Below are 21,345 nucleotides of genomic sequence, written 5' to 3'. Positions count from 1 at the left end.
TCTGCGTTACTGAAAGGCTTGAAGTGTACCTGAATCAGCGCTGGCAATCCAGCCGAAGTCACCGTATCATGCGGGTTCATGCGAGTTGTGGGAGAACTAAATGTTTGGTCGTTTTAAAAAGTCAAAGAATCAAGAATCCTCGCTATCCCAACAGCAACTGAGTAATGCTTTAGCGCAAGTTAGTTTGCCGCACTGGCCAACACCGGTTCCGCCGGAGTGGATTACGGTAGACGGGCAGCATGCGCAACTAACTGTGCCTTTTGCGGCTGATAACAGCATTTTAGAACCACTTAAGCAGCACCCAGAGCTAGGTCAATTGAGTTGGTCATTACAGCGAAATATAGCCAAACTCCCAAACTCACAGCCGGAATTACCGATGACCTTCGGCAATGTCATTGTCGTTTCATCGGGGAAAGGTGGTGTTGGGAAATCATCTGTTAGTGTCCAGCTTGCTCTTGCGTTGCACCAACTTGGTGCAAATGTCGGCATTCTCGATGCCGATGTTTACGGGCCATCGTTGCCAACCATGTTAGGCGGTCAAGAACAAAAGCTTGAAATTAATGCGCAACAAAAAATGATCCCGCATCAGCGCCATGGCATTTGGGTGAGTTCGCTTGGTTATCTGACCGACACTAAAGACGCGGCTATCTGGCGCGGGCCGATGGCGAGTGCGGCGTTACAACAATTGTTCCGTGATACCAAATGGCCTCGACTCGATTATTTAATTGTCGATATGCCACCGGGTACCGGCGATATCCAATTAACGTTCGCGCAAAAGCTTCCCATTACCGGTGCAGTAATCGTTACCACTCCACAAACGGTTGCATTGGCTGATGCTGAGAAGGGCATCACCATGTTCCGTAAAGTCGGCGTGCCGATTACTGGTTTGATTGAAAATATGAGCTATTACCAATGTAGCCAATGCGGACATCGCGATGCTATCTTTGGAGCTGATGGCGGCGCCAATGTTGCGCAACGAGAACAAGTCCCGTTACTTGGCCAGTGGCCTTTGGACGCGCGGATTCGCGCGGGACTTGATGAGGGTAAACCATTGGTTGCTGAACAGCCTGAGCATGAGTTGAGTGTGATGATGAAAAACAGTGCATACCAATTAGCTGTGGAGCTATATCGCCAAGCACAAACCCGACAGCCGGCAACACGATAATAATCAAAAGGATAATCTTTGCATGCGTTTAACAGATGGACAAATTGAACAATACCTTAATGACGGCCGCATTGTGCTTGATCCTCGCCCGATTCCGGAAGATATCAGCGGCGTTACAGTTGATATCCACTTAGGTAACGAATTTCGTGTTTTGCAGGACCATGCAGCGCCATTTATTGATATCAGCGGGCCTCGCGAAGAAATTGACCGTGCGATTAATTCTGTCATGAGTGATGCCATTGTGTTAACGCCAGATCAAGCGTTCTTTATTCATCCAGGCGAATTTGCATTAGCTGTGACCCATGAGTCGGTAACGCTCCCTGCAAATATGGTTGGCTGGTTAGACGGACGCTCGTCATTGGCGCGCTTAGGCCTCATGGTGCACGTCACCGCACACCGGATTGATCCAGGTTGGTCGGGGCAGGTTGTATTAGAGTTTTTTAATAGCGGTAAACTGCCGTTGGCATTGCGGCCATTAATGAAAATTGGCGCGTTGAGTTTCGAATTATTAGAGCAGGATTGTTTGCGTCCTTACAGCAAGCGTAAAGACGCAAAATATAAAGATCAACGTGGCGCCGTTGCCTCACGCATTGGCGCCGATAAGAACACTTAATTAACGTAGTGGTGTCGCGTGTGCGGCACCACCGAAGATGGCATTCAACAAGAGTACATTTAAACCATCTAAGTAAGCGCGATAGGTTGGCTCTTGAGTGAAGCTAATCACCATACCTTTTTGACGCGGTTGCCACATCAAATACGGCTTGTACTGTAATTGCTTCTGGTTTTCAGCCCACAGATAGCCGCTCGCCAAAACATCTTCTGAATAGCTGACAATATTGCGGCCATTTTCGATGCTCAGTGGACGATAGATTTGGTTACCGACAGTGACGCTCACCAGATTAGGTTTCACCCCAGCACTTAACCAATGCTCTTGGTCAACATCAAGGTTAGTCAGCACGCCAGAAGTCCAATATGGATCAGCTGAGTCAGGCGTAATGTAGTGCATGAGTTGGGCTTTTGATTCAAACACCATGCCATCGACTCGTTTCTCGTTACCGTGACCTTGCGGATCTTCAGTAATGACTTTCTCCAGAGCACTACTCAATAGCTCTGAATCAACCGCCCATTGCGTTGCATTGCCAAGCGTAATGAGAACACCACCGCGCTCAACCCATTCGGTTAGATTCGCTTTGCCGCTGTCACCAAGGCTATTGGCGAGATTACCGTACACCGCTGGCATAATTAACACTTGATAATGCGATAAATCCGCACGAGCCATATTTTGTGCCCGCATAGCTGTAACTGGGTAACCAAATTGTTGCTCGATAACAAAACGAGTGTGCCCAGCGTTTAGGCTTGACACCGGTTCATCCCATAGCATGAGAATGTTCGGTGCGTGAATTCGCTGGGTATTATTCGAACCGAAGTTTGGTCCTTCTGTAACCCAGCTGCTGTCGACACCATAGATCGTGGCGCCAGTCGCTTCAGCCAAATGCTCAACGGCAGCGTTGATGTCTGGATTTTCCGCTGTGGTGAGAATCAAGCTTCCGGCAGGATAAGTTGTTCCATTTTTGTGTTTAAATGCCATGTCAGCGCGTTTGACGGTGTAACCTGCTTGAACGGCAGTGGTTAGGAAGCGTCCCGCATTCATATCACCCCAAGGCACAATAAATGCGACCTTCGCGTCTTTGTTGACGACCTTGCCTGGTTTGATCAAATCACGTGATGCAACTTGGCTGTCAGCACTTGGTACACGGTTACATGTTTGATAGTCAATGTTAAACATCAAAGGCAACGACCAAGCAGTCACGTCATAAATTTCATCCGGCAAGTTATTCGCTCGACGACGTTCTTGTTCAGCTAAGAAGTCATCATCCATGGCGATATTTTTATCGAGCATAGTGCGAACCATGTAATGCGCTGGCTGTGCTGAGTCGACCCAGAAGCTACCTGCTGGGTAATCGACGCCACAAACCTTGAAGCTTTCTTGCGCTTGATGAACCTCAACGCCGTGGCGGGTTAACAACCCAGCTAGCTTTTGCGCTGCAGCGGCATCATCTTTACCTGAGAATAAATAGGTGCGTTGCTTACTATCTTTACCCAGTGCGATACCTTGTTTGCGATAGTTCCAGAAATTCGACAAGAGTTGTTCACGTTGCTGAGAAACGCTCTCGATAGTCGACATTGAGGCGACAAAATGACGTTGCACACCATCACCATAGGTCAAAATCTCACCATCTTTGGTTCTGAATACATGACCACGAGCTGAAGCCATCTCATAGGTCATTGAAATCGAACCGTGGTACAGCGGCCAACTGGCGCCGTAGCCTGGGTAAAACGCATCGAAAATTTCACGAGTGAAATAATCATAGCCGCGCTCATCAAACCAACGGCCGTTATTCTCGCCAATTGCCCAAAGGGTTTCACGCTGCTTTGGCGTGATCAATGGATTATAAGGGTCTGCTTCTGGTGTGAAGTAATAACTGGTGTCACCGCCCATCTCATGCAAATCAACAAACACTAACGGCATATTTTCTAATAAAGCATCAACTTGGCCGCTGATTTCTGGTTGCGTCAGTGCTAACCAGTCGCGGTTGAGGTCAAATAGGTAATGATTCGAACGGCCGCTTGGCCAAGGCTCGTTGTGCTCAGCTGAGTTTCTATCGGCGCTGTGTTGGATACCGGTTGTCATGTAATAACGTGAAACGAAGCGAGCACGACCATCTGGGTTTTGCATTGGATCGATAAACACGATGGTGTTATCCAGATAGCTTTTGGTTTTTGCATCAGTGGCTGCCAATAAATGATAGGCAGTCAGCATGGCGGCTTCAGGTGAAGAAATTTCGTTACCGTGCACGCCGTAAGATAACCAAACACTTGCTGGTAATGACTTAATCAGTTGTTGTGCTTCCGTGTTACTGGTTTTATCAGCGGCGCTCAACTTTTGAATACCTTGTTGGTATTGCTCAAAGTTTTGCATATTTTGGGCATTTGAAAGCGCAACAAAGAATAAGTCACGGCCTTCCCACGTTTTGCCATAGTTAATAAGCTTAACTTGCGTTGGATATTTCTCAGCTATTGTCTCAAAGTAGCTCTGAATCGCATCAGGACTGCTAATACGCGAACCGGCTGGGTAGCCAAGAAGTTCGTCCAGAGTGGGGACGGCCGGATCGTAATTGACATCCAGACCTAATTCCTGCGCATTAACGGTAGCCGTTAACTGCAGCGCTGCGGCAACGCAAGATACCGCTAAAAGTTTCTTAAAACGCATGGTATTTCCTCAACAAAAGTGAGTGACAGCGGCATTTAGTGCCGCTAACAATGAACTTGGTTCATGGCGCTGCGGTGCTTCTGGAGCGGAATGAACATGGTCAAAAACCGGCACTTGAAGTTGTTCATCTGGGCGATTCGAAATCACGGCATCAACCAGATTAAAACCAAGTTGCTCGGTCATCCACTGTAACCGCTCACTTAATGATAATTCACCCGCAGGGCTATGTTCTGCTGCCAGATTATCAATAAAAACAACAGGTGCTTTGCTTTCTGCGATAGTTTGCGCAAATTCATCTACCAGCAACGGCGGCATCACCGAAGTAAGAAAACTACCCGGGCCTAAGATAATTAAATCGCTACGACGAATATGAGCAAGCGCTTCGGGAGTCGGTTTAACTGGGTGTGATAAGCCAAGTTTTTCGGGCATATGGAGCAGACCGTCGACATGCAGTTCACCAAAGCATTCCAATCCGTCGTAAGTTGATGCAACTAAATCGACCGGCATTTCTGACATGGGTAATAAGCGCGTATTGATATTTAGCAGTCGGCTTAACAGCTGAATACCGTCGAGCGGACGCGCACTAATCTGATCCAGCGTGTATAAAATCAAATTACCGAGGTTATGGCCTTTTAACTCATGATCGGAGCTAAACCGGTAATTGAGTACATCGGCAGCCAGCGGGTGTTGGGCAAGCTGCGATAAGCAATTGCGGATATCGCCCCAGGCAATGCACTCATGGTGCCGGCGCAATAAACCGCTCGCGCCACCATCATCAGTGGTGGCGACAATGCCAATCAGGCGTCGTTCTAAAAAAGATAAAGTGGAGAGCACGCGCCCAAGGCCATGACCTCCACCTATCGCGGTAACACATTGCAATTGCGCAATAGTATGCGGGGTAGGGGAAACCGGTGTTAATTGGGCGTGCTGCTGGCTCATGTTAGCTTCATGTTGTTGTCGTAATCTGCGCTACTTTAAGCGCTATTTCCCTGACAATCAACGTTTCAAATAAGCTAAATCGCCACAAATACGGGTGGTGTTAACTTCATTTCAGCAACGTAAAAGCAGGGTAAATCAAATGCGCTCAGTAATTACCTTTGCTATAACTACAACAACTTTCATAACACAAGAGGTGTTTTATGTTGATGAATCGTAAATTGACAACACTCGCAGCCGTTATGGCGGCATCTACTTTACTCTCAGCATGTGGTTCTGATTCGAATGACTCAAACACCGCCATGTTTAGCTTGGGCGTCAGCGACGCACCAGTGGATGCTGCCGACGAGGTTTGGGCTTGTTTTCATAGCGTTGAGTTGGTAGGCAACACCGAAGGTAATCAAACTTTTACCATTGGTGAAGACACCAACACAATTGAGTCGAACGATGCTTGTTTAGATGCTGACGGTAACGTGATTCCAAATACACGTGGTATCAATTTACTCGAGTTCACCGGCTCAGAATCCGAGGATTTGTTGTCGGGAGTTGAAGTTCCTGCCGGCGTTTATGGTCAATTGCGCCTAGAAATGGCTGAAGGCTCGTATGTTCTTGTAGGTGAGGAACGTATTCCATTGTCAGTGCCGTCAAATGAATTGAAGTTTGATAGCTTCACGCTTGATGCCGGTAGCAATGTTGCGTACACCATCGAATTTGATTTGCGTCAGGCGTTGGTCAACCCTGTGGGTCAAGCTGGTTACTTCTTGAAGCCACGCGGTGTGCGTCTCGTTGATAATATGGAAGTGGGTCATATTGAGGGCACCTTAGCGGAAGCGTTATTGATTGAGAACCAATGTACCGTAGCGCCAACCGATACTAGCGAGCCTGTTGCGGTTGTGTATCTGTACTCAGGTGCCGATGTGATGCTTGAAAGCATGGCTGATTTCGGTGGTACCGAAGAAGCGGAAGCTTACGCTGCCACGCCAGTACAATTTGATGGCGCCACAGCATATAACTTCGAATTAGGCTATGTTGCAGCTGGCGATTACACTGCTGCATGGACTTGTAATACTACTGATGATCCAGAAGTTGATGATGAGCTTGTCTTCATCAGTGCGCAAAACGTTTCGGTAGAAGCGGGTGAAGCGGTTACCACAGTAACGATTGAGTAATTGAGATTGTGCTTTTAATCTCTCCCGTTGAGCCTCCTTTATTGGGGGCTTTTTTTTGCCTTTTTTTCTGATGCTATTCAAGCGATACTAGAAGCCAATTGCTGACCGAATGTAAGGTTTACTATGAAGAAAGCTTTAATGTTAGGTGCGTTATTGATTCCAATGACGCTGCCAATGGCGAGTGCAGCTACACAGACAGTCGAGCTGTGTATTGATGAGCATCCGCATCGCTTACAACTGGAAATTGCGGATACTTTTGAAAGCCGCGCGCGCGGTTTAATGACCCGCGAAAATCTAGCAGAACATGCGGGTATGTGGTTTAAATATACTTCAGAGCGTCCCGCTAATGCCGGATTTTGGATGTACAATACGTTAATTCCATTAGATATCGCTTATTTAGACAGCGACATGAAAATTGTCTCTATTATTACGATGGAGCCATGCCCAAGCATTGATCCGAACCGTTGTCCGGCTTATCGCCCCGGCGTGCCGTATTATGGGGCGATTGAATTAAACAAAGGTTATTTTGAACGCTTTAACATTGGTTTAGGGCGCAAATTCAAACAGTGTCAATAAGGAGAATAACAACATGAAACACCTTTCGGTACTTGCTGCCGCTGGGCTTGTGCTTGCTGCATGTAGTCCAGCAGAGCAGGTCAGTACACCCGAACAACCTCATGCGAGTGTAGACCCTTATAGTTTTAACGAAAACTACAGTAGCTATTTGCAAACTCTCAGCTCTGATGAATTTGAAGGTCGCGCACCAGCATCTGAAGGCGAGAAGAAAACTGTTGCGTTTGTTGAAGGGAAATTTCGCGAGTGGGGATTAAAACCTTATGACGCAGAAAATAATACCTATCAACAACAGGTGCCATTAGTGCGGATGTTGCCAACACAAGTATCGCCAATGAGTTTTAGTGCTGATGACTTGGAAGCCTTTGAATATCGTACCGAGATGATGGCATGGAGTCCGCGCGTTCAAGAGAACATTGAACTAACTGACAGCGAAATGGTGTTTGTCGGTTATGGCATTGTTGCTCCTGAGTTTGGTTGGAGCGATTACGAAGGGTTAGATGTTGAAGGCAAAACTGTTGTCATGCTCGTTAACGACCCTGGCTATGACACCCTCGACCCGGAAGTATTTAATGGTAAAGCGATGACCTATTATGGTCGTTGGACCTATAAATTTGAAGAAGCAGCACGCCAAGGCGCTGCGGGCGCAATTGTGATCCATGAAACTGGTCCGGCAGGATATGGCTGGGGTGTGGTCGCGGGCGGCTCACCAATGCGTTTTGATTTGGCACGCGAGAATAAAAACATGGATCGTGTTGCGATTGAGGGATGGATGACGCAGGAAAGCGCTGATACGTTGTTCGCCCGTTTAGGTAGTAGCTACGAAGAAATGCGCAAAGCAGCGCAACAAGCTGATTTCAAACCGGTATCACTTGATACCAGCATGTCAATTAGCGTAGCGACTAAGTTCGATTACTTAAACTCACCAAACTTAATTGGCTATATTGAAGGTAAATCGAAGCCAGAAGAACACGTGATTTATATGGCGCATTGGGATCATATGGGTGTTGACCCAATTAATCCGGATGATGGTATTTATAATGGCGCGCAAGATAATGCTAGCGGTACCGCTGGAGTTATGGCGTTAGCCGAGTTTTTTGCCAGCCAACCGCAACCAGAGCGCTCAGTCGTATTTGTTTTGGTTACCGCTGAAGAGCGTGGTTTGCTGGGTTCAGATTGGTATGCGGATAACCCTATGTTGCCATTGAGTAAAGCAGTTGGTGGTATTAATACCGACGTGCTGAATGTCTATGGTCCGATGCGTGACATGGTGGTTGTTGGTCATGGTAACTCCGAAATGGAAGAGTACTTAGCCAAGTATGTTGAACAACAAGATCGTTATATTGCGCCAGAGCCAACACCTGAAGCGGGTTCATTTTATCGTTCAGATCACTTCAACCTAGCCAAACGTGGTGTACCGATGTTGTATGCAAAAGGTGGCAATGATCACGTTGAATTTGGCGAAGAATACGGTAAGCAAAAACGTGCTGAGTATGTGCAAGTTGCTTATCACAAACCTGCTGATGAATTTGATCCAGAATGGGATCTGCGCGGTGTTCAGCAAGACCTCTGGTTATATTACTGGGTTGGACAAGAGCTCGCGAATAGTGGCGATTGGCCGAATTGGTATGCTGGTAATGAATTCCGTGGCATCCGCGATGCGAGTGCAAGCGAACGTCAGTAATTTTGTTTGAATATAAACGGTAATGAGGCAACAACTGCTCTCATTACCGTTTTTTAATGGTGAATTGTGATTTCTATTGCAGAGCTATTTGGTTTATTCGCACTGATTGCAAATTTTATCGCTTACCGACAGGGTACGGCGAACCGTTACCGTATAGTCAGCGCCTGTGCACTTGGGGCTCTATCGTTACATTTTTTTATGCTCGGTGCTATTGCGGGCTGCGTGGTCACGGCAATTGCTGTTGTACGTAATGTTATTGCATTGCGTTGGCGCGGACCCATTGTGCTATGGGGCTTTGTACTTGTTAATTTCATATTTTTAGCCTGGGAACTAACGACAGATGCACCATTAGTGCCACTTATAATGGCGTACACGTCGTCACTCATATTCACTGTGGGCTCGATCGTTCTCAACGATCCACACCGTATCCGTCAGTGGTTTTTACTGGCTGAAGTGTTAGGTTTGGCCTATGCAATTATGGTCGGTAGTGTGTCGGGAACCGTGTTTAATATCGTCAATTTAACGAGCATTATTCTCAAATTGTTACAAGATTATCGGCGTTCACGCTTGTCTGAACTAAATTGATCCCAATATAGTCTTAAAGAAAGTAATTCATTTTGAGAAAAGTGACGAGAGCATGCTGATATATATCCGCCAATGGCAAAATAAAATTAAACCGCAACCAGGCGCAAATCCGTTTGTGGTGATTCTAAGCTGGTTGTTGTTCGGCTTACTTTTAGTTGTTGGTCTTAGCCTTGGCTTACTGATGTTGCTGTTCGGCTGGATTTTATTGTTACCATTAATGTGGCGTAAACGCCGCGAAATGAAACAGATGTGGCAATTCACCAAAGCAACCCGGCAGGCGCAGCAGCAAGCGCGGCGTCAGTATCAACAACAGCGCGAACAACAACAAAACCGGCAGGATGACTCGGTTATCGAAGGTGAATATCAAGTTAAAGATAGCGACGAACGGCGCTAACGATTTGTCTGCTGATGAGGCTGCTGGCGCTTACGTCGCCAGCGGCGATAAGCCAACTTACACCCACCCACACAGCCATCAAATAAAATGACCGCAAGTAGGGCGCCAATAACGCCGGAAAACACTGCTTGGCGCGTCAGCGGTACGTTAAAGCTATAAGTACGCCAAGTATTATCGACCATTTCACGGTTCGCTTCGGTCGCTACAAACCAAATCTGCTGTAAATAACCGCGCTGCAATTGTTGCTGTTCATGACGATATAAATCCACGCGCCGAATTAGTTCACGAATTGGCACTGCTTCGTCTTTGAAGACTGGATTATCACTTTGCTCATGCATTTGAATTAACGCATTCATATCGCCATTTAAGTACTTATCAGCGATGCGTTGATACTCTTTGTAATACACCATTGCTTCAGTCAGCTGAGAATCCAGCCGCTGCTGATATTGCGTAATAAAATTAGGTACCTGCACACCGATGAGTACAGCGATAAGTGCGATAGCTAAAACCAAGTAACGATGCAGCATAAAAAAAGGTTGAGTGATGAAACACCACTCAACCTTAGCACGTTCTTATTTATGGCTGCTAGTCTCCGCTAGTCCTCATAAGGAGGCTTTGGCGGGAATGCACGTCGTACAATATAGAACAACAATGGTACGAAGAAGATAGCTAAAATGGTGCCACCTAACATACCACCAATGACACCGGTACCGATTGCTTGACGGCTAACGGCGCCGGCGCCCGTTGATAACGCTAACGGTAGCACACCAAAGGTGAATGCCAATGAAGTCATCAAAATAGGGCGCAAACGTAAACGTACAGCCTCTAAAGTTGCTTGCAATAACTCTTTACCTTGGGCTTGTAAATCTTTCGCAAATTCCACAATAAGAATCGCGTTACGTGCAGAAACACCGACGGTGGTTAACAAACCTACTTGGAAATATACGTCATTTTCAAGCCCACGCATCGTTGCCGCAATAACTGCACCAAGAATACCCAACGGCACAACGAGCATGACAGAGAATGGTATTGACCAACTCTCATATAGTGCAGCTAAGCATAAGAATACAATCAACAGTGATAGCGCATACAACAATGGTGCCTGATCACCTGACGTACGTTCTTCCAATGAAATGCCGGTCCATTCAAAGCCAATGCCAGGAGGCAATTGGGCAATGAGTTCTTCCATTTTGAGCATGGCATCTCCAGACGAATAGCCTGGTGCCGCTTCGCCTTGGATGTTCATTGCTGGTACGCCATTATAGCGTTCGAGACGCTGTGGTCCGAAGTCCCAATGGGTTGTTGAGAATGATGAAAATGACACCATCTCACCACTGGCATTGCGAACATACCATTTGCCGATATCGGCAGGGGTCATGCGTGCTTCAGGAACACCTTGGAGGTATACCTTTTTCACCCGACCACGGTCGACAAAGTCGTTCACATAGGTAGTACCAAACGCGTTAGATAAGGTTGAGTTGATATCGCTAATACTTAGCCCAAGTGCTTTGGCTTTTTCATAATCGACATCAATGCGTAGCTGTGCCGTATCTTCTAAACCATTCGGACGCACACCAGTCAACATCGGTTCTTGTGCCGCCATTCCCAGTAGCTGATTACGGGCTTCTAACAGACCTTCATGACCCAGTCCGCCACGGTCTTGAATATACAAGTTAAAGCCACTTGCGGTACCAAGTTCAGGAATCGATGGTAGGTTGAAAGCAAACACCATGGCTTCACGTATTTGCATGAAGTAGCCAAATGCTTGTCCAATAATGGCGTCAATTTGCAGTTCTGGCGACGTCCGTTCACTCCAGTCGGTTAAGCGCACGAAGGCCAAGCCTGAGTTTTGGCCCTGGCCGCTGAAGCTAAAGCCGACAACTGAGAATACCGAACGAACACCTTGCGCTTGATCGAGGTAATAATCTTCGATTTTTGCCATGGTCTGACGCGATTGTTCTTGCGTTGCGCCAGATGGCAATTGCATCTGCGTTAAAAATACACCGCGGTCTTCGTTTGGAATAAATGAGCTTGGCATCCGCGTAAATAGGAATCCAAGCACCACAATCAGGCCGAGATAAATCAATACAAAACGTGTGCTTCGTTTGATGATTGATTGGACCGAACTGGTGTACTTTTTGGTTGCTCGATCGAGCGAACGGTTGAACCAGCCGAGAATACCTTTTGCTTCATGATCATGGTTCAGAGGTTTTAGAATTGTCGCACACAACGAAGGTGTGAAAATAATCGCGACCAAAACTGATAATGACATGGCAGAAATAATGGTAATCGAGAACTGTCGATAAACCGCACCAGTCGAACCACCGAAAAATGCCATGGGCACGAATACCGCAGCCATTACCAAACCGATAGCGACGAGTGCACCGGTAATCTGCTGCATGGATTTTATCGTGGCTTGGCGTGGGGTCAGCTTCTCTTCACTCATTAAGCGCTCAACGTTCTCGACCACAACAATCGCGTCATCCACTAATAGACCGATGGCGAGAACTAAACCAAACATGGTTAGCGTGTTAATCGAGAATCCCAACGCCGACATAATGCCGAAGGTACCGAGTAAAACTACCGGGATAGCCAGCGATGGAATAATGGTTGCGCGCAGGTTCTGCAAAAAGATAAACATCAGAATGAACACTAACACGACCGCTTCAAAGAGAATTTTTACAACTTCTTTGATTGAGATCTCGACAAACGGTGTGGTGTCATATGGAATGACCAGCTCAACGCCTTGCGGGAAGAATTGCTCAAGTTCAGCTAATCTCGCTTTCACAGCCTCTGCGGTTTCTAATGCGTTCGCTCCGGTTGCAAGGTTTACCGCAAGACCACTCGCAGGCTGACGGTTATAGCGAGCAATAACGCCATAATCCTGGCCACCCAGTTCAACTTCCGCGACATCGCCCACAGTCACTTTCGAGCCGTCGCCATTAACACGCAGTAGCACCTGTTCAAATTGCTCAACGGTTTCTAGCCGCGTTTGCGCAATAATAGAGGCCGTGAGACGTTGATTTTCAACTGCCGGCGTACCACCGATTTGTCCCGCTGCAACTTGGTTATTTTGTTCCCGAAGTGCCATCACCACATCTAAGGTGGTCATGTTATAGCGCACCAATTTATTCGGATCCAACCAAATACGCATGGCGTAAGGCGCACCAAACAAGCGTACGTTACCGACACCCGGTGTACGACTAATCGGATCTTGCATATTACTGGCGATATAATCGCCGAGATCGATTTGGGTAATTTCCGGATTGCTCGAGATAAGCGCAGCAACCAGCAAGAACGAGTTATTTGATTTGGCAACAACTAAGCCTTGGTTTTGAACCTCTTGCGGCAATAACGGTAGCGCAAGTTGCAACTTATTTTGCACCTGCACCTGCGCGATATCCGCATCGGTACCAGCTTCAAAGGTTAACGTGATACTCGCGTTACCGGCAGAATCACTGGTTGATGAAAAGTATTTGAGGTTATCAATACCGTTCATGTTCTGTTCAATAACCTGCGTGACGCTCTCTTCCAAGGTTGCCGCAGTAGCACCCGGATAGCTTGCGTTAATCTGCACCGAAGGTGGCGCAATTTCAGGATACTGTTCTACTGGAAGCTGCGTTACCGCAAGGCCACCAGCGAGCATGATCACAATAGCGATAACCCATGCAAAAATAGGGCGATCTATAAAAAATTTTGCCATGATTTACTTCACTTCTTCAGTTTGTACAGGCATACCAGGCTGAATCTTCTGAAGCCCTTCAACAATAATTTTGTCGCCAGGTTGCAGGCCATCTGTGACGACCCAATCGGTTCCAACAGTACGATCGACTTGCAAATAACGTTGTTCAACATTGCCCTCTGAATTCACAACATAGGCAATGGCGCGACCGCGCGGGTCTCTTGAAACACCGGTTTGTGGCGCTAAGATTGCGTTTTTCAGGTTGCCAGCAGCAACTTCAGCGCGCACATACATACCTGGTAAAATAGCGTGGTCCGGATTATCGAGACGAGCGCGTAGCGTGATAGCACTGGTTTGCGGGTCAACGGTAACTTCGTTGAATAGCAACTCGCCTTGTGTGCTGAAGTTATCATTTTCGCCTACACGGACTACCACTTTGGCGCGATTATTTGCATCCGTCTCAATACGGCCATCAGCAATCGCTTGCTGTAAAGTAAGGTAGTCACTGGTGCTTTGTGCGATATCGACATAAATTGGGTCAAGCTGAGTAATTGTCGTTAGCGCTTGTGCTTGGCCAACACTCAACAATGCACCTTCGGTAAGCTGTGAGCGGCCAATGCGACCCGCAATTGGAGCTTTTACCTTGGTATATTCTAGGTTGAGTTCGGCACGAGCTAAGTTCGCCTGAGCAACTTTTAATTGTGCTTCTGCTTGCAGGTACGCTGCTTCAGCTTCATCAAAATCTTGTTGGCTTATCGCTTTATCTTTTAACAAGTCACGGCTGCGCTCAAAGCGCGACTTGGTTGATTTTACTGCGGCGGTAGCGCGCGCAATTTCAGCCTTTGCGCTAGCTAGCTCTGCCTCGTACATCGCGGCATCAATTTGATACAACTGTTGGCCAGCTTCAACCATTGAGCCTTCTTCAAATAGGCGCTTTTCTAAAATACCGCTGACCTGCGGACGCACTTCGGCAACGCGAAAGGCACTTGCACGGCCAGGTAGGGTAGTGGTTAAATCAACGTCGCGCGCGCTAACAGTGACGATTCCAACGGTCATTTGTTGCTGTTGACCTGCGTTTGCAGCGCCTTGCTCGGCGTCACCACAACTAGCTAGCAAAATAGAACTTGCTAACACAGATACGAACAACGGCTTACGAAAACGTTGTTGCATGTAAATACCTCGTATTCGGTTAATGATTTTCGACGACCATAATTATACATACATTCATGTATGTTTGTAAGTGACTGGTCTCAATATTTTCGATACGTTCAATCTGAAAATACGGTGCAAATAATAGGTGAAGTTTATGACAAATCGCTTTAAACGCCAGCTTTTGCTTGGGGGTGGGGTTCTTTTATTGGGATGTGTGATGATTTTGCTCTATCGCCAGTTAGCAACTAGCTCAACAATTAAAAATCGTAACGATTTGTATCAACAGCTGTTAGAGCGCTCAGGTAAGTTGAATCGTGATTTACCCAAACTACTGGATCGTCAGACACGTTTCGAACGCGCGGAGGTGGTTAATTACGGGATGCGTTTTATTTATAGCCTTGTTGATGTGGATAAATACCAACACAATATTGAGGATATCCGCCAGCAGCTACAGCCGGCAATGTTGCGTCAATATTGTGCGAGTGAATCACTTAAATTCTATCGCGAACAGGCTGATTTTTTGGTTATCCGCTATTTAGATCGCGATGAAACGTTGCTGTTTGAGCTACGTTTCACCGCTGACCAGTGCACCAGTTAGGCAAGGGGAGCATTGTAACCGTCGAGTACGATTTTGCCGACAGTACTGTGCGATTCGAGTTGCTTGTGCGCGCGGATTAAATTTGCGGCAGTTAAATCACCAAAGTGCTCAGTTTTTGTGGTTTGCAGTTTACCTGCATCCGTTAATTCAGCCACTTCACGTAATATTTGACCTTGCCGATGCATATCAGTGGTTTCGAATAACGAGCGGGTAAACATGAATTCCCAATGCAATGCGAGACTTTTTTGTTTCATGAGTTTGATATCTAACGGCTGCTCAGGATCATCAATCAGGGCAAAGTGACCTTGTGGCGCCAACAGCTCAACTAACGCGGCAAAATGCTGATCGGTATGCGTCAAGCTGGCGACATGAGTCACCTGTTGAATCCCATGTTGCTGAAGCTGAGGCGCTAGTGGTTGACTGTGATCGATGACGATGTCGGCACCCATCTTTTTCGCCCATTGCTGGGATTCAGTTCGGGATGCGGTGGCGATTGTTGTTAGGTTTTGGTTCAGTTTAGCTAATTGTAATAATGCAGAGCCAACGCCACCAGCGGCGCCAGTAATCAATAACGTAGCTGAGTCCGTGGCGTTATTTTCTTCAGTTAAACCGAGACGCTCGAAGAGTAATTCCCAAGCAGTTAAAAAAGTAAGGGGCATTGCGGCAGCATCGGCAAATGATAAGGTTCTTGGTTTTTTGCTGGCAATGCGCGCATCAACCACCTGATATTGAGCGTTGCAGCCATGTCGATTGACTGCGCCGGCATACCAAACCTCATCGCCTTCTTTAAAATCAAAGACATTTTCCCCAACGCTGAGTACAGCGCCGCTGGCATCCCAGCCCAAAATACCGATTTCGTCGGCTGCCGGCTCACGGCGCGAGCGAATTTTGGTATCAACTGGGTTCACGCCAATACCGTAAACAGCGACCAAAATATCATTTGGCCCGAGCACAGGATCGGGCACAGTCGTGTCAATTAACGCATTTTCTGTATCAATCGACCCAGAGTGTCGATAACCAACTGCTTTCATGGTTGCGTCCTCTTTTATGGATAACGTATAAAGGTATAGTACGCCATTCTTAACAGACCAACTAGAGGAAGTCGCGATGAAACTTAAACCGTCGGCGCTATTGTCGTCTGTCGCAGCTGGTGTTTTCGCCATGAGCGCGCATGCCGATGTCGAATATACCGACCAGCCACAATTGCATGCCATTCAACAAGCAGTTTCGGCTGATCGTATTGAACACGATATTGAAAAGCTGGTGAGCTTTGGTACGCGTCATACGTTATCAGAAACTGAATCGGATACCCGCGGCATAGGTGCTGCACGCCGCTGGATTAAGGCTGAATTTGATAAAATCTCTGCCGAATGTGGTGGTTGCCTTGAAGTTTATTACCAGTCGCGAGTGATCTCGGGTGAGCCGCGTATTCCTGATCCTGTTGAGGTGGTCAGCGTGATTGCGGTACAGAAGGGGACTGTCGACCCATCACGTTACGTGATTATGTCGGGGGATATCGATTCACGTGTGAGTGATGTTATGGATTACACTTCCGATGCCCCGGGTGCCAACGATAACGCCTCAGGGGTTGCAGGGACTATCGAAGCCGCGCGCGTATTAAGTAAATATAAATTTGCCGGAAGTATTGTTTATGCCGCATTAGCCGGCGAAGAGCAGGGGCTTTTTGGCGGTAAGATCATGGCTGAGCAAGCAAAACAAGATGGTTGGCGTATTAAAGCTGTCTTGAATAATGACATGATCGGTAATATTGAAGGTATAAACGGTGTCATCGATAATACGACCGCGCGAATTTTTGCTGAAGGAACGCGCCAAGACGAAACGCCAGAGGATATTCGTCGGCGTCGTTTCATGGGTGGTGAAGTCGATTCACCAAGCCGAAATGTCGCACGCTACATTGACTGGATGGCGGATCGTTATATCCCAAACTTAGATACCATGGTGATTTATCGCTTAGACCGTTTTGCGCGTGGCGGACATCATCGACCGTTTAACGATCTTGGATTTCCTGGCGTACGCATTATGGAAACCAACGAAAACTATAATCGTCAACATCAAGATTTGCGCGTTGAGAATGGCATTGCATACGGCGACACCATCGATGGCGTAGACTTTGATTATGCAGCTAAATTAACCGCATTAAATGCCGTATCTCTGGCGAGTATGGCGTGGGCACCAAGCCCTCCGGCACAAGTGAAAATTGCCGGAGCAGTGAGTCCAAGTACAACATTGAGTTGGGCGGCGCCAACAGCTGCCGAGAAAGACCATGTGAAAGGTTATCGCATTTATTGGCGTCATACTGATGCACCAAATTGGGAATTCAGCCGCTATGTTGGCAACGTCACTGAATACACACTCGAAAATGTGGTGATTGATAATTACTTTTTCGGTGTTGCTAGTGTGAGCGACGATGACTTTGAAAGCCCTGTGGTATATCCAGGTGCTGCTGGTGCGTTTGGCGAATAGTTGAATGCAGTCAACTCACAATAAACGCGCTGACCGTTGGTTAGCTCGTTTTGCTGACTCAAAAGCGATATTGCCGCTTATTTTCCTCGCTTCGTTGTTGGAAAGTCTGATTGTTCCCATCCCATTGGAACTTATCCTTATTCCGCTATTAATTCATCAACGCGACCGTATTTGGGCTATTGCTACGGCAACGTTGTTAGGCTGTTTAGTCGGCGCTAGCATTGGCTACAGCGTTGGCTATTGGTTTTTAGACGATCTAGGCGATTGGTTACTCACCACCTTGGGTTATCAGGATGCCTTCGAAGCGTTTACCGCGCGTTTTAGTGAACATGGTTTTGCTACGTTATTGTTAGTGGGGATTACCCCAGTACCGTTTCAAGTTGGTATGTTAGCGGCAGGGAGTAGCGAGTATCCATTTAGCCTCTTCATGCTGGCTTCGTTAATTGCTCGGGGTATTCGTTATTACGGACTCGCACTGCTGGTTTATTGGTTTGGGGAGCGAGTGTTGAATTGGTGGCAACAGCAAAGTAGACAAGCAGGGTGGTGGCTTCTAGGCCTAGGCCTCGTAGCCTATGTGAGTTACCTGCTTGTCTAAGGTCGTGGTTTAGTCGCGGGGCAATTCTGCACAAACTTTTTGCAACGCAGCTAAACCATGTAAATCGGTTGGAAACAACGGCAAATAAACGCGCGATAAATCAGCAAAGGTATTTTCAATTTCTTCGCGATAGAGTGATTCTTGCTGACGCCGCTGTGCAAAAAAGTCACTATCAATAAGATCAGGCAGGTTACGGTTGATGACTAAACCAGCAATCGGCAGATGCTCAGATTTAAGCGCCGCAACGGCACGCGTTGTTTCTAAAATCGGTAATTTTTCCGGCGTTAATACAAATACTAATCCAGTTTGTTGTGGGTCGGTCAACACATGCCGAATACGATGAAATAAGCGCTGGCGCCGCAGCAACGTTTCGGTAATCTCGGCGGTACGATCATCCATCGTTGCTGTTTCATGTTGTGTTGGATCAGCCATTGGATTGGTAATGTCTTTACCGGCTTTGGGCGAGAGATGTTCAAGCACACCTTCAAGCTGTTTTGCTTTCTGACTTTGTTTTAATAGGCCTTGTGTCCATGCCGCCATCGCCTCAGGAAGGCTCAATAAACGTAACGTATGACCCGTTGGTGCCGTGTCAAAAATCATGACATCGTAATGGGCAGGTTCTTCATCAATAATGCGGGCAATTCGCTCTAACAAAGCAGCTTCTTGTGCACCCGGCGACTGCTGTGTTAAACGCATTTGGCGCTCTATTTCTGGGAACATATCGGGTTTGCTGAACCGTTTCATCGTACGCATGACTCGCTCAATATGCGCATCAACTTCACGATCCGGATCAATCTCTAACGCATCAACACCAACTGCAACTTTGGTTTTACTGTCACCAATCGGCCGGTCAAAAGCATCAGCTAAGCTATGGGCGGGGTCGGTAGAAATAAGTAAAACACGACGCCCTAATTCCGCTTGTTGTAAGGCGATAGCCGATGACACGGTGGTTTTTCCAACGCCACCTTTACCTCCAACAAAAATGATTTTTTTCGTATTCAGCGAGAACATCAGGTCACCATAAAATTAGCGGAATAAAACGAGGTAGGGGGCTTAACAACACCGAAAACCGTCTAACGGCGAATGCTCCATTCCCATGCGTAAATGCCATTCGTGGAAGCGCTCTAATAATAACGGCTGTAATTCCAGTGTGTAATAAGAAGCGGGATTCGGAACGCCCATGAGTTCGGAGAACACTAAAAGCATGAATAAATCATCTTCATCCCGCTTGGCACGAGCAATCGCAGAACGGTAAGGGGCGTTGTACACGTTGGTCGCGTATTCATTTGCCTGCTTTAACCATTCCACAATCGCTCGTATTTTCATAGTAATACCTTAATTAGCTGATTGACGTGCTTCACGGCGGAGGCGCGTTAATGTTCCAGCAGCTTCCAGAGCAATCCAAATAGCCGCTACTAACACAACTAAGTCTAAGCCGAACAGGAACCAATCTGATTTCTGATAAAAGCCCATCAGCTGAATTAACAGGGCATAGATTGTCATGACTAACAAGAACAACAATGGGATTAAGGTGACGTACATTGGACGTCCCAACTTAACCAACATGGTGGTAATCACAAGCAACGTTAAGCCTGCTAACAATTGGTTGGTGGTTCCAAATAATGGCCAAATTAATAGGCCACCTGAACCATCAGCACCGCCTGCACCAAAGGCGAGAAGTAGGCACGAAATCACAGCAAGCAAGGTTGCTGGTGCCGCCTTTTCCATCCACTTAATATTGTAGATATTGCCCCATTCTTGGAAGATATAACGTTGCAGACGTAAGCCGGTGTCCATGGTGGTACCAGCAAATAAAACAGCCATTACAGTCAGCAATGTTTGTGATAGCTCCACATCGAGCCCAATACCGTTGTTTAAGATATTCGCGCCGCCTTGTACGAAGGCAGATACACCACCTTGTCCGAAGCTATGATATACCGCTTGCCAATCAGCAAGTGTTGCAAAGCCCGCAGTAGCGGCAATGATGGTGGCCAAAGACAATGAACCTTCACCAATCGCGCCGAAGTAACCAACAAATCGTGCATCGGTTTCTTTATCGAGCTGTTTTGAGGTGGTACCTGAAGCAACCAAACCGTGGAAGCCTGAAATCGCACCACAGGCAATCGTTACAAATAGTAACGGCACCAAACTTGGGGTTCCTTCTGGCGTGTTGGTGTTGAACGCTGGTGCCACAAGTTCGGGGCCGCTAATTAACACCGCACCGTACACCAAAATTAAACCAATAAATAATTGCAGACCATTAATATAGTCACGCGGTTGCAGCAACATCCATACTGGTAATAGTGAGGCAATGGCAGCGTATAGGAAGAGCACGATAATCCACTGCGCATTATCAGAAACGCCAAAAACCGTCTCAGGCAACGCAATAGGCAATGACGGACCCGCATAAATTAATGCGTACAGTGCGATAACACCAAGAATCGATACCGTACCAAGATTCATCCATTTACGGAAAATTACTTGGCCAATAATAAGTGCGACAAAAATTGCCCCCCAAACCGGTACGACTGAACTTGGGAAGTTAATCAGCAGGCCTGAGATAGCTGTGGCAAATACTGCATTGACCATTAGTAAAACCAAGAAGATAACGATCATGAACAAGCTTTGTGAACGCTTGCCGACAACATCTCCCGTCAAGGCACCAATTGAGCGAGCTTTATTACGGTTCGAGGCCCAAATTGCACCGGCATCATGCACACCCGCGAAAAAGATGGTACCGAAAACCACCCACAAAAATGCTGGAACCCAACCCCAAATGACCGCAATGGCTGGTCCAATAATAGGAGCAGCACCAGCTACTGAAGTGAAGTGATGTCCCCACAACACATATTTGTTGGTCGGAACAAAGTCGACACCATCTTCAAATTCATGAGCTGGTGTTCGGAAATTCGGATCAAGTTTGAATATTTTTTCGGCTACGAATTTTGAATAAAACACATAGCCCAAAAACATCGCACCTAAACCGAGTAGCATTAGCAGAATTGCATTCATGACGTTACCCTTTTTAGTTTATTATTGGTACAACAATAACTGCGT

The 21,345-nt window shown here is 46.9% G+C and carries 19 protein-coding genes; 10 read left to right on the top strand and 9 right to left on the bottom strand.

Going from position 1 to position 21,345, the window contains the following annotated elements:
- Positions 1-100: 100 nt before the first annotated feature.
- Positions 101-1,165, top strand: coding sequence for an iron-sulfur cluster carrier protein ApbC (apbC, locus tag CWI82_RS06300; protein ID WP_130202949.1), 1,065 nt, complete (start codon positions 101-103; stop codon positions 1,163-1,165).
- 22 nt (positions 1,166-1,187) lie between these two features.
- A complete protein-coding gene (gene dcd, locus CWI82_RS06295) occupies positions 1,188-1,778 on the top strand; it encodes a dCTP deaminase (protein WP_130202948.1) in 591 nt (196 codons plus the stop codon).
- Here the strand turns inward: dcd and CWI82_RS06290 are convergent, their stop codons facing one another.
- Entirely contained in the window at positions 1,779-4,436 is a 2,658-nt protein-coding gene (locus tag CWI82_RS06290) for a M14 family metallopeptidase (protein WP_130202947.1), read from the bottom strand.
- Between the two features lie 9 nt (positions 4,437-4,445).
- Positions 4,446-5,375, bottom strand: coding sequence for a gluconeogenesis factor YvcK family protein (locus CWI82_RS06285; protein WP_130202946.1), 930 nt, complete (start codon positions 5,373-5,375; stop codon positions 4,446-4,448).
- A 206-nt stretch (positions 5,376-5,581) separates the two neighbouring features.
- Between CWI82_RS06285 and CWI82_RS06280 the strand changes: the two genes are divergently transcribed.
- From CWI82_RS06280 to CWI82_RS06260, 5 genes are all read left to right on the top strand, one after another.
- Positions 5,582-6,541, top strand: coding sequence for a DUF4382 domain-containing protein (locus CWI82_RS06280; protein WP_130202945.1), 960 nt, complete (start codon positions 5,582-5,584; stop codon positions 6,539-6,541).
- 123 nt (positions 6,542-6,664) lie between these two features.
- Complete coding sequence (locus CWI82_RS06275; RefSeq protein WP_130202944.1) at positions 6,665-7,117, top strand: DUF192 domain-containing protein; 453 nt, start codon at positions 6,665-6,667, stop codon at positions 7,115-7,117.
- Positions 7,118-7,130: 13 nt separating this feature from the next.
- A complete protein-coding gene (locus tag CWI82_RS06270) occupies positions 7,131-8,798 on the top strand; it encodes a M28 family metallopeptidase (protein WP_130202943.1) in 1,668 nt (555 codons plus the stop codon).
- 66 nt (positions 8,799-8,864) lie between these two features.
- On the top strand, positions 8,865-9,383 hold the full coding sequence (locus CWI82_RS06265; RefSeq protein WP_130202942.1) for a YgjV family protein: 519 nt from the start codon (positions 8,865-8,867) through the stop codon (positions 9,381-9,383).
- Between the two features lie 52 nt (positions 9,384-9,435).
- Positions 9,436-9,777 carry a hypothetical protein gene (locus CWI82_RS06260; protein ID WP_130202941.1) on the top strand — a complete coding sequence of 114 codons (342 nt, stop codon included), beginning with the start codon at positions 9,436-9,438 and terminating at the stop codon, positions 9,775-9,777.
- Here the strand turns inward: CWI82_RS06260 and CWI82_RS06255 are convergent.
- The 3 genes from CWI82_RS06255 to CWI82_RS06245 form a co-directional block, all read right to left on the bottom strand.
- Positions 9,774-10,304, bottom strand: a complete 531-nt coding sequence (locus CWI82_RS06255) for a DUF2937 family protein (protein ID WP_092854853.1) — start codon at positions 10,302-10,304, stop codon at positions 9,774-9,776. The genes CWI82_RS06260 and CWI82_RS06255 overlap by 4 nt on opposite strands.
- A gap of 68 nt (positions 10,305-10,372) precedes the next feature.
- The gene (locus tag CWI82_RS06250; protein WP_092854855.1) at positions 10,373-13,480 is read right to left on the bottom strand and encodes an efflux RND transporter permease subunit; all 3,108 of its coding nucleotides are present in this window, start codon (positions 13,478-13,480) and stop codon (positions 10,373-10,375) included.
- Positions 13,481-13,483: 3 nt separating this feature from the next.
- The gene (locus CWI82_RS06245) at positions 13,484-14,629 is read right to left on the bottom strand and encodes an efflux RND transporter periplasmic adaptor subunit (protein ID WP_092854857.1); all 1,146 of its coding nucleotides are present in this window, start codon (positions 14,627-14,629) and stop codon (positions 13,484-13,486) included.
- Positions 14,630-14,765: 136 nt separating this feature from the next.
- Between CWI82_RS06245 and CWI82_RS06240 the strand changes: the two genes are divergently transcribed.
- Positions 14,766-15,209, top strand: coding sequence for a hypothetical protein (locus CWI82_RS06240; protein ID WP_130202940.1), 444 nt, complete (start codon positions 14,766-14,768; stop codon positions 15,207-15,209).
- Here CWI82_RS06240 and CWI82_RS06235 read toward each other — a convergent pair.
- Positions 15,206-16,240 (bottom strand): zinc-binding alcohol dehydrogenase family protein, encoded by a 1,035-nt coding sequence (locus CWI82_RS06235; RefSeq protein ID WP_092854862.1) that lies wholly within the window; start codon positions 16,238-16,240, stop codon positions 15,206-15,208. The genes CWI82_RS06240 and CWI82_RS06235 overlap by 4 nt on opposite strands.
- A gap of 130 nt (positions 16,241-16,370) precedes the next feature.
- On the opposite strand from CWI82_RS06235, the gene CWI82_RS06230 reads away from it, so the two are divergent.
- A complete protein-coding gene (locus CWI82_RS06230; RefSeq protein ID WP_233340232.1) occupies positions 16,371-17,693 on the top strand; it encodes a M28 family metallopeptidase in 1,323 nt (440 codons plus the stop codon).
- Positions 17,694-17,697: 4 nt separating this feature from the next.
- Positions 17,698-18,288: a YqaA family protein gene (locus CWI82_RS06225; RefSeq protein WP_092854867.1), complete on the top strand. Its 591-nt coding sequence runs from the start codon at positions 17,698-17,700 to the stop codon at positions 18,286-18,288.
- A 9-nt stretch (positions 18,289-18,297) separates the two neighbouring features.
- Here CWI82_RS06225 and CWI82_RS06220 read toward each other — a convergent pair whose 3' ends face one another.
- The 3 genes from CWI82_RS06220 to CWI82_RS06210 are packed head-to-tail and all read right to left on the bottom strand — an operon-like array spanning position 18,298 to position 21,300.
- Positions 18,298-19,299, bottom strand: coding sequence for an ArsA family ATPase (locus tag CWI82_RS06220; RefSeq protein ID WP_130202939.1), 1,002 nt, complete (start codon positions 19,297-19,299; stop codon positions 18,298-18,300).
- A 42-nt stretch (positions 19,300-19,341) separates the two neighbouring features.
- Positions 19,342-19,614, bottom strand: a complete 273-nt coding sequence (locus tag CWI82_RS06215; protein WP_126758764.1) for a cory-CC-star protein — start codon at positions 19,612-19,614, stop codon at positions 19,342-19,344.
- A 9-nt stretch (positions 19,615-19,623) separates the two neighbouring features.
- Entirely contained in the window at positions 19,624-21,300 is a 1,677-nt protein-coding gene (locus CWI82_RS06210; RefSeq protein WP_092854873.1) for a carbon starvation CstA family protein, read from the bottom strand.
- Positions 21,301-21,345: the final 45 nt, after the last annotated feature.

Origin of the sequence: Pseudidiomarina tainanensis (genome assembly GCF_004214835.1) — a bacterium.
Lineage (GTDB): Bacteria > Pseudomonadota > Gammaproteobacteria > Enterobacterales > Alteromonadaceae > Pseudidiomarina > Pseudidiomarina tainanensis.
This window is presented reverse-complemented; position numbering and strand designations above follow the sequence as displayed.